Origin of the sequence: Nocardiopsis sp. LDBS0036, assembly GCF_041228755.1 — a bacterium.
GTDB lineage: Bacteria > Actinomycetota > Actinomycetes > Streptosporangiales > Streptosporangiaceae > Nocardiopsis > Nocardiopsis dassonvillei.
Genome location: NZ_CP141103.1, coordinates 827,246 through 843,302, shown reverse-complemented (window position 1 = coordinate 843,302; position 16,057 = coordinate 827,246). Strand labels below are relative to the sequence as shown.

13 protein-coding genes are annotated in these 16,057 nt (G+C 72.3%); 5 read left to right on the top strand and 8 right to left on the bottom strand.

Features of this window, described 5'->3' with window-relative positions:
- The first annotated feature begins 2 nt into the window (after nucleotides 1-2).
- Nucleotides 3-1,097 carry a pyroglutamyl peptidase gene (locus UIS43_RS03350; RefSeq protein ID WP_370012426.1) on the top strand — a complete coding sequence of 365 codons (1,095 nt, stop codon included), beginning with the start codon at nucleotides 3-5 and terminating at the stop codon, nucleotides 1,095-1,097.
- A 24-nt stretch (nucleotides 1,098-1,121) separates the two neighbouring features.
- On the opposite strand, the gene UIS43_RS03345 is transcribed toward UIS43_RS03350, so the two are convergent.
- Nucleotides 1,122-1,547, bottom strand: coding sequence for a hypothetical protein (locus UIS43_RS03345; protein ID WP_013152967.1), 426 nt, complete (start codon nucleotides 1,545-1,547; stop codon nucleotides 1,122-1,124).
- Nucleotides 1,548-1,929: 382 nt separating this feature from the next.
- Here UIS43_RS03345 and UIS43_RS03340 point away from each other — a divergent pair, with 382 nt between their 5' ends.
- Together UIS43_RS03340 and ctaD are read left to right on the top strand one after the other, a co-directional pair.
- Nucleotides 1,930-3,498: a polysaccharide deacetylase family protein gene (locus tag UIS43_RS03340; RefSeq protein ID WP_013152966.1), complete on the top strand. Its 1,569-nt coding sequence runs from the start codon at nucleotides 1,930-1,932 to the stop codon at nucleotides 3,496-3,498.
- 455 nt (nucleotides 3,499-3,953) lie between these two features.
- Nucleotides 3,954-5,528 carry a cytochrome c oxidase subunit I gene (gene ctaD, locus UIS43_RS03335; protein WP_232051712.1) on the top strand — a complete coding sequence of 525 codons (1,575 nt, stop codon included), beginning with the start codon at nucleotides 3,954-3,956 and terminating at the stop codon, nucleotides 5,526-5,528.
- A gap of 49 nt (nucleotides 5,529-5,577) precedes the next feature.
- Here the strand turns inward: ctaD and UIS43_RS03330 are convergent, their stop codons facing one another.
- Nucleotides 5,578-7,020 carry an aldehyde dehydrogenase family protein gene (locus UIS43_RS03330; protein WP_370012425.1) on the bottom strand — a complete coding sequence of 481 codons (1,443 nt, stop codon included), beginning with the start codon at nucleotides 7,018-7,020 and terminating at the stop codon, nucleotides 5,578-5,580.
- A 60-nt stretch (nucleotides 7,021-7,080) separates the two neighbouring features.
- Here UIS43_RS03330 and UIS43_RS03325 point away from each other — a divergent pair, with 60 nt between their 5' ends.
- Entirely contained in the window at nucleotides 7,081-7,725 is a 645-nt protein-coding gene (locus UIS43_RS03325) for a TetR/AcrR family transcriptional regulator (protein ID WP_071622035.1), read from the top strand.
- Nucleotides 7,726-8,051: 326 nt separating this feature from the next.
- Here the strand turns inward: UIS43_RS03325 and UIS43_RS03320 are convergent, their stop codons facing one another.
- The 4 genes from UIS43_RS03320 to UIS43_RS03305 are packed head-to-tail and all read right to left on the bottom strand — an operon-like array spanning nucleotide 8,052 to nucleotide 12,824.
- Nucleotides 8,052-9,746: an adenine deaminase C-terminal domain-containing protein gene (locus tag UIS43_RS03320; protein ID WP_013152962.1), complete on the bottom strand. Its 1,695-nt coding sequence runs from the start codon at nucleotides 9,744-9,746 to the stop codon at nucleotides 8,052-8,054.
- 35 nt (nucleotides 9,747-9,781) lie between these two features.
- Entirely contained in the window at nucleotides 9,782-10,747 is a 966-nt protein-coding gene (locus UIS43_RS03315) for a nucleoside hydrolase (protein ID WP_013152961.1), read from the bottom strand.
- Nucleotides 10,744-11,805 carry an ABC transporter substrate-binding protein gene (locus UIS43_RS03310; protein ID WP_071622034.1) on the bottom strand — a complete coding sequence of 354 codons (1,062 nt, stop codon included), beginning with the start codon at nucleotides 11,803-11,805 and terminating at the stop codon, nucleotides 10,744-10,746. Before UIS43_RS03310 ends, UIS43_RS03315 begins: the two co-directional genes overlap by 4 nt.
- Nucleotides 11,802-12,824 (bottom strand): ABC transporter ATP-binding protein, encoded by a 1,023-nt coding sequence (locus UIS43_RS03305; protein ID WP_013152959.1) that lies wholly within the window; start codon nucleotides 12,822-12,824, stop codon nucleotides 11,802-11,804. Before UIS43_RS03305 ends, UIS43_RS03310 begins: the two co-directional genes overlap by 4 nt.
- 120 nt (nucleotides 12,825-12,944) lie before the next feature.
- On the opposite strand from UIS43_RS03305, the gene UIS43_RS03300 reads away from it, so the two are divergent.
- Complete coding sequence (locus UIS43_RS03300) at nucleotides 12,945-14,177, top strand: RNA-guided endonuclease TnpB family protein (protein WP_212639961.1); 1,233 nt, start codon at nucleotides 12,945-12,947, stop codon at nucleotides 14,175-14,177.
- Between the two features lie 64 nt (nucleotides 14,178-14,241).
- Here the strand turns inward: UIS43_RS03300 and UIS43_RS03295 are convergent, their stop codons facing one another.
- Nucleotides 14,242-15,030, bottom strand: a complete 789-nt coding sequence (locus UIS43_RS03295) for an ABC transporter permease (RefSeq protein WP_013152957.1) — start codon at nucleotides 15,028-15,030, stop codon at nucleotides 14,242-14,244.
- Nucleotides 15,027-15,908, bottom strand: coding sequence for an ABC transporter permease (locus UIS43_RS03290; protein WP_232051660.1), 882 nt, complete (start codon nucleotides 15,906-15,908; stop codon nucleotides 15,027-15,029). Before UIS43_RS03290 ends, UIS43_RS03295 begins: the two co-directional genes overlap by 4 nt.
- Nucleotides 15,909-16,057: the final 149 nt, after the last annotated feature.

Below are 16,057 nucleotides of genomic sequence, written 5' to 3'. Positions count from 1 at the left end.
CCGTGCACCACCACACCACTCCCGAAGAGGACCGTGCCGGTCTCCCCGAGCCCCGCCTGGTCCTGACCCGCTCCGGTTTCGGCGCGGCCGAGCCCCTGTTCAGCGCCGATCTGCGGGCGAGCGCCGACCTCGCCCAGGCACGGGAGGCGGTCGCCGCGCACGCCTCCCGGCTGTGGACGGAGGCCGCCCGCGACGGCGCCGACGACCGCCCCCTGTACTGGGCGCGGCTGGTGCTCTCGACCCGGCTGCGCTCCTGGCGGCCGGACTTCGCCGTGTCCGACGCCGACCGCGCCGACCTGCTGCACCTGCTGGAGACGGGCTCGCGCGGCATCGCCGACCTCGACTTCCCGCCGGGCGACCGGTGGGTGCGGGTGGTCGTGACCGGCTTCGACCCCTTCCGCCTGGACGAGGACCCGGCGTGCTCCAACCCCTCCGGCGCGGCGGCGCTGGACCTGAACGGGTGGACGTTCCCCGTGGGCGGGCGCACGGCCGTGGTGCGCACCGCGGTGTTCCCGGTGCGCTGGGCGGACTTCGACGCCGGGCTGGTGGAGGAGGCGCTGGCCGAGCAGCACCGGCGCGCGGACGCGGTGGTCACGCTCAGCCGCGGGCGGCCGGGCCGCTTCGACCTGGAGGTGTGGAACGGCGTCTGGCGCGGCGGGGGCGAGGACAACCTGCGGGTGTCGCGCACCGGCCGGGCACCGGTGCCGGGCCCCGGCGTCCCGGAGTGGACGCTCTCCTCGCTGCCCCACGAACGGATCCTGGCGGCGGCGCGGGAGGACCCCTACCCGGTGGTGGTCAACACCGAGGTGGCCGAGGCCGCGCCGGACGGCCGCGGGGTGGTGGTGCGCCCGGACGGCCCCACGGAGGGGTCGGCGGCGCGCCGCGGGGGCGGCGGGGACTACCTGTCCAACGAGATCGCCTACCGCAACACGCTGCTGCGGGAACGGGCGGGGCGGCGGATCGCGGCCGGGCACGTGCACCTGCCCAAGGTGGCCTCCCCTCGGGAGAACGCCGAGGTCCTGGCGCAGGTCCGGCGGATCGTGGCGGCCGTGGCCGCCGACGCGGCCGAGCCCCGGGAGGAGGCGGGGCGGGGCTGACCCCCTCCCCCGCCCCCGCCCGTCTCAGTAGGCCGAGTTCGTGGCGAAGACGCTCATGAGCCCCGCAGCCCCGTAGACGAAGAACAGCACGGCGTACAGCGCGGTCCCGACTGCGAAGAGCACCCAGGAGATGATGGTGCAGGTCCTGGCCGACTGGGGGTTGGTGGTGGTCATGGTCAGCGCGACGATGGCCAGGATGAGGCCGACGATCGACAGCATCCAGCACAGGCACAGGCCGAAGATGTTGGCGATGAGTGCGCCGATGGCCGAACCCTGGCTCGCGGGCGGAGGCGGCGGCTGGAAACCGGGGCCGCCGTACCAGCCTCCGGGGGGCGGGGGGAGGCCGCCGCCGGGCGGCGGATACCCTCCGCCTCCTCCGGGAGGGGGCTGGTAGCCACCGCTCCCCCCTCCGGGGGGAAGGTAGCCGCCGGTTCCGGGACCGTAACTCATGGGTGCCTTTCAGGGGTGGACGGAGCGGGCGCTCCGACGGAGGAGGGCGTGTCACCGGCGTCCGGATTCGCGGGGGAGAACGGTGTACGCCCCTTCGGGATCAGTATGGCCGGAACGCGGACCCGCCGAGGACCGGTGCCCCCGTGTCCGCACCGGGTTTCGGACAGTGTCGGCACGGGTCCGCAAATCCCCGGAAACGGGCCCGGAGCCAAGCCGCCGGCCTACCGGGGACCTGGCCGCGCGATCCCCCTCCCGGGCCCTCCCGGAGGCACCAGGGGGGCCACCGGAGGCGGGACGGGTGAACAGAGAGTGACCACGCACCGGACACGCTGAGTACGCGGACGCCTGCGAGGCGATTCACGCTGAGGTGAGCGGCTCGGATATGGTCCCCCTCGTGGCTGTCACCTCACTACGACGCAAACTCTCCGTCAGCGCCGCCGTGGGTCTGCTCCTGGTCCCCGGCTGCCGTGCCGTGGAACAGGAGCTTCCCTACGCCGAACCGGTCCGCTCCTCGCCCGACGACCTGGCGGGGATGGAGGCGAGCACCGTGTCGGTGACCACCGACGACAGCGTGGTGAGCTACCGCTACCCGCGGTTGGGCGACAACCACCCGCTGACGGTGGAGGCGCGCACCGCCATGGCCGCGCGCCAGACCGCCTTCCTGGAGGACCTGCCGGAGGGGGGGTCCCCCGAGCTGCACCAGGACACGGTCATCCTCGCCGCCTCCCCTGAGGTGGTGGGCGCGCGGCTGACCGCGACCGCCTCCGCGGGAGGGGACGAGACCTTCGAGGCCGACACCCTGTGGTACGACGCGGGCAGCGAGGAGGTGCTGCCCTGGACCTCGCTGTTCCGGGACGAGGAGGCGATCGAGCAGGCCCACCTGGCCCTGGCCGACGTCCTGGAGGAGGGGTACGACCTGCCCGAGCACCAGCTGCCCGGCCTGGTCGGCGAGGTCGCCTCGGGCGAGCGGACCGCGCCGGAGGGCGGCGCGTCCGCTGACGGCCGGGACGGGACGGCCGACGGTGGGGCGGACGGGGGTTCCGAGCCGCTCGACCTGTCCGAGCCCGGCCAGGCCCGCAAGGCCGCCGAGCGCTGGGCGGGCTCGCCGCTGGGCGACCTGGCCTTCAGCACCGCGGGCGGCCTGGCCGTGCGCATGGACCCCGACGCGGTGCCCGGCGCGGGCCGGGTCGGCGAGGTGCTGGTTCCGGTGGAGGCCGCCGAGGTCGAGGGGCTGCTGTCCGAGCTGGGCTACCTGGCCCGGGAGGCGGCCCTGAGCGGGGACGGCCTGGGCGACGACCTCTCGCAGGACGGGGGCGGCCTGAGCGCCCAGGGGCACACCCTGGACTGCGAGCGCCTCAAGTGCGTGGCGCTGACCTTCGACGACGGGCCGGGGGAGCACACCGACCGGTTGCTGGACAGCCTGGCCGAGTACGACGCCCACGCCACGTTCTACGTGCTGGGTTCGCTCGTGGACGACTTCCCCGCACCGGTGGAGCGCATGGCCGAGGAGGGCCACGAGCTGGGCAACCACACCTGGAAGCACGACGACCTGGCGAAGATGTCGGCCGACGGGATCCGCAAGGACATCGAACGCACCAACGCGGCCGTGCGCGAGGTGACCGGGGTGGAACCGCCGACCATCCGGCCGCCCTACGGGTCGCTGAACGGGACGGTGCGCAAGACGGTGGAACAGCCCCTGGTCCTGTGGGACGTGGACACGCTGGACTGGAGGAGCCGCGACACCGAGGACGTCAGTGAGGCGGCTCTGGACAACACCGTGCCGGGGAGCGTGGTGCTCTTCCACGACATCCACGAAACCTCCGTGAAGGCGATCCCGGACGTGCTGGCGGGGCTGCACCGGCAGGGCTACCACTTCGTGACGGTCACCGACATCTTCGGTTACCAGGGCATGGAGTCGGGCGACGTGTACACCGACGCGCGGCTCTCGTAGGCCCCGCGCCCGCGCGGCGGTCGGGCCCCGGCGGGAAGGCGGCGGGGGACGGTGTGCCCGCGGGCCCCGCACGGGGGGCCGCGGCGCCGGGGGCCGTGCCCGGAAGAACCCCGCCGGGGGTCGGAAGGGCGCCGGCGGGGGTGCGGCCCCGCCGCCTTTTCGCAAACAAAGAGGACATTCTCCGTCCGGCGAGGAAAACGCTGGTGGCGTTTACCGGCTCCGGCGGACCCGATGGGCTAGGTTGCGTTTCCGAGGCCTGGGACACTCCCTTCCCGAATCACCCCCAAAAGGAAAAGCCTCGTTTTTCCCATTCGCCCGCACCCATCTTCCGCACGGAGGCACGAGCAGTGGCACCAGCGAAAACCGAGGCAGAGGAGTCCTCCTCCGTGAAGGCCCCCAAGGGGTCGATCATCGTGAGCTGGCTGACCTCGACCGACCACAAGGTCATCGGGTACATGTACATCATCACCGCCTTCGCCTTCTTCGTCTTCGGCGGAATCCTGGCGGTGCTCATCCGCGCCGAACTGTTCTTTCCGGGCATGCAGATCATGTCCAACGAGGAGTACAACCAGCTGTTCACCATGCACGGCACGATCATGCTGCTGCTCTTCGCGACCCCGCTGTTCGTCGGGTTCGGCAACGTGATCATGCCGTTGCAGATCGGCGCGCCCGACGTGGCGTTCCCGAGGATGAACCTGTTCGGCTACTACCTGTTCCTGTTCGGCGGGCTGATCGTCTCGGCCGGGTTCCTGACCCCGGGCGGCGCGGCCAGCTTCGGCTGGTTCGCCTACACGCCCCTGTCGAACGAGGTCCACTCACCGGGGGTGGGGGGCAACCTGTGGATCATGGGGTTGGTGGTGTCGGGTCTGGGCACGATCCTGGGCGCGGTCAACTTCATCACCACCGCCCTGTGCATGCGCGCGCCGGGCATGACGATGTTCCGCATGCCGATCTTCACCTGGAACATCATCCTGACCAGCGTGCTGGTGCTCATCGCGTTCCCCGTGCTGACGGCGGCCCTGATCGCGCTGGGCGCGGACCGCATCGTCGGCACGCAGGTGTTCAACGCCGAGCACGGCGGGGCCATCCTGTGGCAGCACCTGTTCTGGTTCTTCGGCCACCCCGAGGTGTACATCATCGCGCTGCCGTTCTTCGGCATCGTGACCGAGATCCTGCCGGTGTTCAGCCGCAAGCCGATCTTCGGCTACAAGGGGCTTGTGGCGGCGACCATCGCCATCACGGGCCTGTCGGTGACGGTGTGGGCGCACCACATGTTCCCGACGGGTGCGGTGCTTCTGCCGTTCTTCTCGTTCATGAGCTTCCTCATCGCGGTGCCGACCGGGGTGAAGTTCTTCAACTGGATCGGCACCATGTGGCGGGGCCAGATCAGCTTCGAGACGCCGATGCTGTTCTCGATCGGGTTCCTGGTGACCTTCCTGTTCGGTGGTCTGACCGGTGTGCTGCTGGCCTCCCCGCCGATCGACTTCCACGTCACCGACTCCTACTTCGTGGTGGCCCACTTCCACTACGTGGTGTTCGGCACGGTGGTGTTCGCGATGTTCGCGGGCTTCTACTTCTGGTGGCCCAAGTTCACCGGGACGATGCTCAACGAGAAGTTGGGCAAGTTCCACTTCTGGCTGCTGTTCCTGGGCTTCCACGGCACGTTCCTGGTGCAGCACTGGCTGGGCGCCGCCGGCTTCCCGCGCCGCTACGCCGACTACCTGCCCGGTGACGGCTTCACCGAGCTCAACCAGATCTCCTCGGTCTCCTCGTTCGTGCTGGCGGCCTCGACGCTGATCTTCTTCTGGAACGTCTTCGTGACCGCGCGCAACGCTCCCCAGGTGGGGATGGACGACCCGTGGGGCTACGGCTGCTCGCTGGAGTGGGCCACGTCCTGCCCGCCGCCGCGGCACAACTTCACGTCGCTGCCGCGGATCCGTTCCGAGCGTCCCGCGTTCGACCTGAACCACCCGCATGTGGCGTCGCGGGCCCTGGACTCCGGGCGCGAGGAGAGCGCCCCGAGGAGCTGACCCGCGCGGGCGGGGGGCGGGGGCGGCCGCTCCCGCCCCCGCCCCCCGCTCACAGGAGCCGGCGGAGCAGCTTCTGCTTGAGGTCGGTGACGGGCGCGTAGGCGATGCGCATGGTGTCCATGAACAGCGACTTGTCCAGCACCGACTTGGTGTGCGAGAAGGTGTCCAGGGAGGCCGCGGAGTGGTAGGCGCCCATACCGCTGTCCCCCACGCCGCCGAAGGGCAGGTCGGGAACGGCCAGGTGGGCGATCGGCAGACCGAAGGCCAGGCCGCCCGAGGAGGTCTCGGTGGTCAGGCGGCGCTTGGTCTCCTCGGAGTCGGTGAAGCCGTACAGCGCCAGCGGCTTGTCGCGTGCGTTGACGAAGGCGATGGCCGCGTCCAGGTCGGGGACCCGCAGGACCGGCAGGACGGGGCCGAAGATCTCCTCCGACATCACCGGGGAGTCGGGGTCCACGTCGGCCAGGACGGTGGGGGCGACGTAGAGGCGGTCGATGTCGTGCTGTCCGCCGGTGACCACGGTGCCGCTGCCCAGCAGGGCGGTGATCCGGGCGAAGTGGCGCTCGTTGACGATGCGCCCGTAGTCGGCGCTGTGTGAGGGGTCCTCGCCGAACATCTCGGTGATGGCGGCGGTCAGCTCGCGCTGGAGCGGTTCGGCGGTGTCGCCGACGGCGAGCACGTAGTCGGGGGCCACGCAGGTCTGACCGGTGTTGGTGAACTTGCCCCAGGCCAGGCGGCGGGCGGTGGTGGCCAGGTCCACCCCGGGTTCGACGATGGCCGGGCTCTTGCCGCCCAGCTCCAGGGTGACGGGGGTCAGGTGCTTGGCGGCGGCGGCCATGACGATGCGGGCCACGGTGCCGTTGCCGGTGTAGAAGATGTGGTCGAAGCGCTCATCGAGCAGGGCGGTGCTCTCGGGGATGCCGCCCTCCACGACCGCGACCGCCTCGGTGTCCAGGTAGCGGGGCAGCAGCTCGGCCAGGGCGGCGGAGGTGGCCGGGGCCAGTTCGCTGGGCTTGACCAGGGCGGCGTTGCCCGCGGCGAGGGCGCCGACCAGGGGCGCCAGGGACAGGTTCACCGGGTAGTTCCACGGGGCGATGATCAGCACGGTGCCCAGCGGCTCGCGCACGCGGCGGGCCCTGGCCGGGGCCAGGGCGACGGGCACGGGCACCCGCTGCGGGCGCAGCCAGGAGGCCAGGTGCCTGAGGGTGTGGTCGATCTCGTTGACCACGAAGCCGATCTCGGTGGTGTGGGCCTCGATGGGGCTCTTGCCGAGGTCGGCCTTGAGCGCGCGTTCGAACGCGGTGCGCTCCTCGGTGAGCATGCGGCGCAGCGCGCGCAGCTGGGCGCGGCGCCAGGCGACGGGCTTGGTGCGGCCGGAGGCGAAGGCGGCGCGCAGGCGGGCGACCACCGGTGGGATCTCGGTGGTCAGGGTGAGCGGCTCGGCGGGGGGCCGGGGGGCGGCCTCGGCGGCGGGGGCGCCTTGGGTGTCGGTCATGGAGCGATACTAAACGAAACGCTTTCGTTTCCCTAGGCCTCGCTCACATAGGATTCGGGCATGACCACCGACCATCTGCCCGACGCCTCGCGCGCCCCCCACCGGGGCCGACCGCGCGACGCGTCCCGGGACCGCGCGCTGATGGACGCCACCCTCGCCGAGCTCGAACTGCACGGGTACGGCGGCCTGACCACGGCCGCCGTCGCCCGGCGGGCCGGCGTCTCCACCGCCACCCTCTACCGGCGCTGGCGCTCCAAGGAGGACCTGGTGCTGGGAGCCGCCCGGGACTGGGCGGAGAACCTGGGGCCCGACCTCGACACCGGCGCGCTGCGCTCGGACCTGTCCCGGCTCCTGCACGACAAGGCCGCGGCCCTGGAGGGGGCCTCCGGGAGGCTGCTGCGCGCGGTGCTGGGCGAGGCCGCGCACAACCAGGCGCTCGCCGACGCGCTCTTCGGCGACTTCGTGGTGCCGCTCCAGGAACGGGTGCTGGCGGTGGTGGAACGCGCCGTCGCGCGCGGGGAGATCCCGCCGGTGGAGGATCCCCTGGTGGTGGCGGAGATGGTGATCGGCCCGATGGTCAGCCACACGTTCCTGGTGCCGCCCGCGCCCGGCGCCTCCCCCGGCCACGGCATCGCCGACCGGCTCCTGCCCTACCTGCTGCGCGCCCTGGGCCACCGGGAGGTCCTGGACACCCGCACCGACTGAGGGCGGGGCGGCCCGCCCAGGGGGACGACGGGCTCCCGCCACGACCCGGGGCTCCATCGCGCCCCGGACGAGGACAGCGGCCCGGCGCGGGTTTCTCCGGGCGGAGCTGATTGTGACCGGTGGTCTGTCAGTGTCTGGTCTGTCCGGGGTTCGTTGTTACCGGAAAGCCCACCTATACGGCGTAGATTTATTTTCCGTCAGCTCGGGTACAGCCTCGGCGGACGGGTCCGCCGGACCGGTTCGGCTCCCGCCGCGGTGGCGGAGCCGCGGTCGCACGAGGAGCCGCGCACCCGGGGAAGGTACGCGGCTCCGCCCTGCGCAACGGGTCAGCCCACCGTCGCCGGTTCCCAGGCGCGCTCGACCACGCGCACCAGGCCCCGGTCGGTGATCTTCACGCTCGGGGACACCGCCAGGGTCAGCGTGGACAGGCTCATGAAGGCGTTGCGGTTGTCCCAGCCCCACGCCGCCAGCTCCGCGCGCAGCTCCCGGGTGGCCCGGGCGACCTCGTCGGCGGGCCTCTCCGACATGACCCCGCCGATGGGCAGGGCGATCCCGGCGCCCGCGCCGCCCTCGCGGACCAGGCGCATGCCCCCGCCCCAGGACACCACCCGCGCGGCGGCCTCGCGCAGCGCGTCCTCGCTCGTGGCCACGACCGTGAGGTTGTGGCTGTCGTGGGCGTAGGTGGTGGCGAAGGCCCCCGCGCCCAGTTCCTGCCCGGTGACCGGCGCGAACGCCACCCCGCCCGCCCCGGTGTGGCGCTCGAAGACCGCCACCACCGCGGTCCTGCCCTGCCAGTGCACCACTCCCCCGCGCACGGGCAGCACGACCTCGTCCGGCTCGGTGTAGGTGTCCACCGGGTTCACCCGCAGCGCCCGGAAGGCGTGGTCGCCGTCGGGCAGGTCCACCCGCCAGCGGGCCGCCCGCGCGTCGGGCGCGCCGATGCGCACCGTGCCGCCGAACGGGTGCTCCGGCGCGGGCCCGGGTCCGGTGAGCGGGGCGCCGTCGCGGCCCACGACCGTGCCGCCGGCGATCGCGACCACGGGGGTCAGCTCGGTGAGCGAGCGCAGCAGGACCAGGTCGGCGCGCTTGCCCGGGGTGACGGTCCCCCGGTCGTCGAGGCCGAGCCTGCGCGCGGGCTGGAGCGTGAGCGCCCGCAGCACCGCCAGCGGGGGCAGTCCGCGTTCGAGGGCCACCGCCCCCACCCGGTCCAGGTGACCGGTGCTCACGATGGCGTCCACGACGATGTCGTCGGTGACCAGGCAGAAGTCGGGCAGGTGCGGCAGGTCCAGCAGGGCCCGCACGACCTCGGGGGTCAGGCACTTCTCCTGGAGCATCAGCAGCATGCCCAGGCGGGCCTTCTCCACCGCCACCTCGGCGGTGTTCTTGCAGTGGTCGGAGTCGATCCCGGCCCACAGGTACTCGCCCAGCTCGGCGCCGGACAGGTTGGGGCAGTGCCCGTCCAGGCGCACGCCCCGGCTGCGGGCCGCGGCGATGATGGCGCCCATCCTGGGGTCGCCGGAGACCACCGCGCGGTAGTCCATCACCTCGCCGAGGGTGGTGACCCCCTCCCAGTCCAGCATCTCGGCGACGTCGTCGGCGTCCAGGCGGGCCCCGGCCGTCTCGAACCCGTCGAGCGCGGGCACGCACGAGGGGACCGCCCAGCGCATGGTCTGCCCGGTGGCCTCGCCCTGCCCGATCATCCACGCCTGCCCCTCGCGCCCGGCGACGTTGACGATCTCGTGGGCGTCGGCGAGCACGGTCGTGGTGCCGCGCGCGAGCGTGACCCGGGCGAACTCGGCCGGGGCCAGCAGGGAGCTCTCGATGTGCATGTGCGCGTCCACGTACCCGGGCGCGACCACGAGCCCGTCGGCGTCGACGGTCTCGCGGGCCTCGACGGGGGTGCCCGGCGGCAGCACCGCGCGGATCGCGTCGCCGACCACGGCGACGTCGGCCCGCCACACCTGGCCGGTGTGGACGGAGACGACGTCTCCGCCGCGGATGAGCAGGTCTGCGGTGAGCATCGGAGTCGGTTCCCCTTCCGGTGCGCGGTCGCGGTTCACGGCGTCCGCGCGCTGTCGTTCGGTTCTGCGGCGTAGCTGGCGATGCCCTCGGTGAGGCGGGCGGCGAACCCGTCGGCGTCCACGGTGCGGGCCACGCGCACGTGCCGTGCGCGGCCGGGGGTGCGCAGGTCGGCCACGAGGGCGCCGCGGGTGAGTTCTCCGGCGCACTCCACCGAGGCGGTGCCCTCCTCCCAGCCCAGCAGTCCGGGATGGGCGACGGCGGCCACCGCCAGCGCGTCGTGCACCGGCACGGCGGCGACGCCGAAGCGGTCCAGGTAGCGCAGGGCGTAGTCGCGCAGCAGTGCTCCGGCGATCCCGGCGGTGCCGGGCAGCGCCGCCAGCTCCTCGGCCTCGCGCAGCGGGTACAGGGCGGCGCGGGTGACGTCCAGGCCCACGATCCGCACCGGCAGGCCCGACTCCAGGACGTAGCGGGCGGCCTCGGGGTCGGCGTGGAAGTTGAACTCCGCGGCCGGGGTGATGTTGCCCTGGGCGAAGGCGGCGCCGCCCATGACGACGATCTCGCGCAGCGCCGGTCCGGCCTGCGGGTGGCGGGCGAGCAGGGCGGCCACGTTGGACAGCGGGCCGATCGCCACCAGGGTCAGCTCCCCCGGCGAGCGCAGGGCCTGCTCCGCCAGCCAGTCGACCGCGTGGCCGGGACCGAACGCCCGGGGCGGCGAGGCGGGGACCAGCCCGCCCAGGCCGCCGGCCCCGTGCATGGGCTCGTCGCGCAGGCGCGCGGTCCGCGAGATCGGCCCGGCCAGCCCCGACACCAGCGGCAGGTCGGCCGGGGCCGCGGCCAGGTCCAGCACGTGCGCGGCGTTGCGGTCCACGTCGGCGAGGGAGGCGTTCCCGGCCACCGTGGTCACCCCCCGCACCTCCAGCTCCGGGGAGGCCAGCGCGAGCAGCAGGGCCAGGGCGTCGTCGACGCCGGGGTCGCAGTCGATCACGATGGGCACGCTCACCGCGCCACCTCCTCGGTGAAGCGGTCCAGCCAGGTGGAGCGCTCCTGCGCGATGAGGGCCAGGTCGCCCTGGTGGTAGCCGCTGTCGGACGGGGAGGAGGCGGCCTGTCCCGACACCCGCTCCATGAGCGGGGTGGGGTCGGCCTCCAGCGCCACGGGCTTGTCGTAGAGGGCCTCGGCCATCCCCTCCTGGATCTCGGGGCGCAGCAGGAAGTCGACGAAGGCCAGTGCACCGGCCTCGTTGGGCGCCCCGTCGACCACCTGGACGGTGTTGGCGGTCATCACCCGGCCCTGTTCGGGCGCGGCGAAGCCGATCGGCTGCCCGGCCTCCACCGAGCCCATGGCGAAGTTGTCCAGGCCGGGCGCCATGGCGATCTCACCGCGTTCGAGCAGGCTGGTGAGCTCGGTGGAGCCGGTGTAGAACTGGAGCGCGTCCGCGCCGATCCGGCCCATCGCCTCGAAGCCGGCGTCGGGGTCGGAGGGACCCGAGCCGAAGTGTTCGCCCGCGGCCAGGACGAACATCGGACCGGCCGAGACCGAGATGTCGGGCAGCACGTACCCTCCCTCGGGCTCGGCCCACAGGTCGTCCCAGGAGTCGGGGGCCTCCTCGACGAGGTCGGTGCGGTAGAGCAGGCCCAGGAGCTGGAAGGTGTAGGCGGGGCCGTACCCGTCCGGGTCCACCGCCCAGGGCTGGATGGCGTCGAGGTTGGGCACGTCGGCGGGGTCGACGGGGGCGAACAGCCCCATGTCCTTGCCGATCTGGGCGTAGTAGTCGGAGATGAGCACGACGTCGGTGTCGGGCGTCTCGGCGTTGATCCTGAGCTTGGTGAGCCGCCCGGCGTTGTTGCCGGTGTCCAGGACCACCCGGATCCCGGTCTCGGCCTCGAAGGGGTCGGCCACCACCTCGGTGAACTCCTCGGTGGCGAAGGCGAAGGTGCTCACCACCAGCGTGTCGGGGTCGTCCTCGCGCACCGGTGCGCACGAGGCGCTCACCAGGGCCAGCGCCGCCGTCCCGGCGAGCGCGGCGAGCATGCGGCGCGGGCGTGCGGTGCGGCTCATCCGGTCTCCTCGGCGAGTTCCACCAGGTGGCGGTGGGGCAGGGCGATACGCACGGGGTCGCCGGGACGCAGGTCGTCGGCCGGGTGCAGGGAGCGCAGGACCGACCCGGGCCCCTCCACGCCGTCGATGCGGGCCTCGACCAGGCAGTTGCTGCCCTGGAAGGTGACCTCGCCGACGGTGCCGCCCAGGCCGGTCTCGCCCTCGCCCTCGCGGGTTCCGGCGGGCAGCAGGCGCACGTGTTCGGGCCGGATGGTGACGGCTCCGTGCCCGGGCACCCGCGGGAAGTTGTCGTAGCCCAGGAACTCGGCGACGAAGCGGTTGGCGGGCGCGGGGAAGACCTCCCGGGGCGCGCCCTGCTGCTCCAGGCGCCCCTCGTTGAGGATGACCATGGTGTCGGACAGCTCCAGCGCCTCGTCCTGGTCGTGGGTGACCAGGACGGCGGTCAGCCCGGTCTCGCGCTGGACCCGCAGCAGTTCGCGGCGCATCTGCACGCGCAGCTGGGCGTCGAGGTTGGACAGCGGCTCGTCCAGCAGCAGCACCGAGGGTCGGATGGCCACGGCGCGGGCCAGGGCCACCCGCTGCTGCTGGCCGCCGGACAGCTCGGCGGGCTTGCGGTCGGCCAGGTGCGCCAGGCCCACCAGGTCCAGCGCCTCACCCGCGCGCCTGGCCACCTCCTGGGCGGCGATCCTGCGGGTGCGCAGCCCGTAGCCGACGTTGTCGCGCAGGGTCATGTGCGGGAAGAGCGCGTAGGACTGGAAGACCATGCCGATGTTGCGCTTCTCCGGCGGGGTGCGGGTGGCGTCCTCCCCCTCCAGCAGGATCCTGCCGGAGGTGGGCTGGAGGAACCCGGCGATCATGCGCAGGGTGGTGGTCTTGCCGCAGCCGCTGGGGCCCAGCAGCGTGGTGAACCTGCCGCGCTGCACGGCCAGGTCCAGGTCGGCGACGGCGGCGGGGCCGTCCTTGCCCTTGCGTCCGCCGAAGCGGTGGGTGACGCGGTCGAGTTCGACGACGGGTGTCATCTGTTTGTTGGGCGTGGATACCCCGTCCTTCAGGGCGGGGAGGAAACGCCCTCTCCCTTCTCGTGACTTTCTGTTGGATTCGCCTCACGCGATCGCAGTGCGGTCGCTACGGTGTGTGCCATGGCCAGGAAGAGCGTGAAGCGGGCGTTTCGGTACCGCTTCTATCCCACTGATGCGCAGGCGGCTGAGCTGTCGCGCACGTTCGGGTGCGTGCGCCTGGTCTACAACCGCGCCCTGGCCGAACGCACCACCGCCTGGCACCAGCGCCGCGAACGGGTGGGCTACCCCCACACCTCGGCGATGCTCACCGCCTGGAAGAGCACTGAGGAGCTGTCCTTCCTCACCGAGGTCTCCTGCGTCCCGCTGCAACAGACGCTGCGCCACCTGCACACCGCCTTCGGCAACTTCTTCGACCGCCGCGCGCAGTACCCGCGGTTCAAGTCCAAGAAGACGTCCCGGGCCTCGGCGGAGTACACCCGGTCGGCCTTTCGCTACCGCGACGGCCGTCTGACATTGGCCAAGATGGCCGAACCCCTGGCCATCGTGTGGTCGCGGCCCCTGCCCGAAGGAGCACGCCCCTCCACGGTCACGGTCTCGCGCGATGCGGCCGGGCGCTGGTTCGTCTCGCTCCTGTGCGAGGACACCATCACGTCGGCCCCGGCCGTCAACAACGCGGTCGGTGTCGATGCCGGAATCACCTCCGTGGTGACCTTGTCCACGGGGGAGAAGGTGGCCAACCCCCGCCACGAGCAACGCGACCGGGCGAAGCTGGCCCGGGCTCAGCGGGCGCTGTCGCGTAAGGCCAGGGGCAGCACGAACCGGGACAAGGCGCGTCGCAGGGTGGCGCGGGTGTGCGCCCGTATCACCGACCGGCGTCGGGACTTTTTGCACAAGCTCTCCACTCGACTCGTCCGTGAGAACCAAGTGGTCGTGATCGAGGACCTGTCGGTGCGCAACATGGTCAAGAACCGTCGGCTTTCCCGGGCGATCTCCGATGTGGCCTGGCGTGAGCTGCGCAGCATGCTGGAGTACAAGTGCGCTTGGTATGGGCGGGACCTGGTCGTGGTGGACCGGTTCTTTCCCTCCTCCAAGTTGTGCTCGACGCCCGGGTGCGGGTACCTCAATGCGTCGTTGTCGCTGCGTGTACGGGAGTGGACGTGTCCCGGTTGTGGGGTGGCTCATGACCGGGATGTGAACGCGGCGCTCAATCTCGAAGCCGCCGGGCTGGCGGTTGTTGCCTGTGGAGCTGGTGTGAGACCTCAACGGGAGTCCTCCCGGACGGGGCGACCGGCGGTGAAGCAGGAAGGCCACGGGGCGACCCGTGACGAGGCGTTGGCCTCGAACCGCCGTTAGGTGGTTCCGGATTCTTCTGCCTTCAGGCAGGAGAGGAAGTCAAGTGGTGTGTCCTTCTTCCCGGTTAGCGGCCGAAGACCTTCGTGAAACCGACCATGCGTTCGGTGGCGAAGGCGACCGCGACGCTGAGCACCAGGAGCAGCACGCTGACCGCCGCGACCACCGGGTCGAACGAGGACTGGACGTAGTTGAGCATCTCCACCGGCAGCGTCGCCACGCCCGGGCCGGTGAGCAGCAGGGACAGGGGAACGTTGTTCAGGGAGGTGATGAAGGCCAGGATGGTGGCGGACAGGATGCCCGGCGCCATGACCGGCAGGGTCACGGTGAAGAAGGCCCGCACCGGCCCGGCCCCCAGCCCCCGGGCGGCCTCCTCCAGGCGCGCGTCGGCCAGCGACAGCGAGGCGCCCACCACGCGGACGGTGTAGGGCAGCAGCAGGACGGTGTGCCCGACGATCAGCGCGCCCAGCGCGGTGACGCGCATGCCCACCATGAGCTGCTGGAACAGGGCCAGGCTCAGGACGAGTTCGGGGACCACGATCGGGGCGAAGAAGAGGTTCTCCATCACCCTGCGCCCGCGCGGGTTGCCCCGGTGCAGGGCCAGGGTCGCCGGAACGCCCAGGAGCAGGGCGATCGCGGTGGAGGCCAGCGCCACGGCGACGCTGGTGCCGAAGGAGTCGACGAAGGGCCCGTAGTCCAGGGCGGCGGCGAACCAGCGCAGGGACAGGCCCTCGGGCGGGAAGGCCAGGGTGCTCCCGGCGGTGAAGGCGACCCCGACCAGGATCACCACGGGGCCGAGCATGAGGACGAAGGCCGCCGCCGCGAGCAGCGACAGGAAGGGGCGTCTCAGGATCATGACGTGGTGCTCCCGATCTTGCCGAGCCGGCCGGACAGCGCGCTGACCGCCAGCACGAGCACCGTCATCACCAGGGCGACGGCGCTGGCGGAGGGCCAGTCGAGGCTGACGTTGACCCGGCTGTAGAGCAGGGTGGACAGAAGGCGTTCGCGCGGCCCGCCGAGCAGCTGGGGCGTGGTGAAGGCGGTGACCGCGCCCGCGAAGACGAGCGTGCAGCCCACCAGCACCCCGGGCAGGGCGAGCGGGAAGACCACGGTGCGGAAGGCCCGGCCGGGCGAGGCGCCCAGCCCGCGGGCGGCGTCCTCCAGGCGGTGGTCCTGCTGGGCGAGGCTGGAGTAGGAGGACAGGATCATCAGCGGCAGGAAGAGCTGGACCAGGCCGAGCACGATGGCGGTCTCGGTGTAGAGCAGCTGGACCCGGCCCATGCCCAGGGCCTCGCTGATGCCGCTGATGAGGCCGTTGCCGCCCAGGACCATGATCCAGCCGTAGGTGCGCACGACGGTGTTGAGCAGCAGCGGGAAGATCGCCAGGGCCAGGAGGCGGCCGGGCCAGCGGCCGGGGGCCCGGGAGATGAGGTAGGCCACCGGGAAGCCCATGAGCAGGCACAGCGCGGTGGTCACCACGGCCACGCGGACGGTGCGCGCGACCACGGGGAGCAGGTAGGGGTCGGTGAGCAGGCCGCCCGTCTCGCGCGCGACCGTGGCGGGGTCGCCGTCGGGCGGCCAGGCCAGGGTGGCCACGACCGGGTAGCAGAAGGCGAACAGGACCACGGCCAGCCCCGGGACCAGCAGGACCGTGACGGGTGGTCGTGGGAGGCGGCCGCGGCGCGGAGCGGCCGCGTCGGCGCCGACGGTGGGTGACGGGCGGGGCAATTCCACTCCCGGTCGCTGTCGAGGGGACGGTCTGGGTTCGGCACGGCGCCCGAGCTGCGCGATGCCGTGTCTACGCGAGGATTCGCCTGCACGATGCCTGATCTGAACAGCGCTTCATCTGCAAAAACATCTGCAAGCGCTTGCACAAGCGCTTG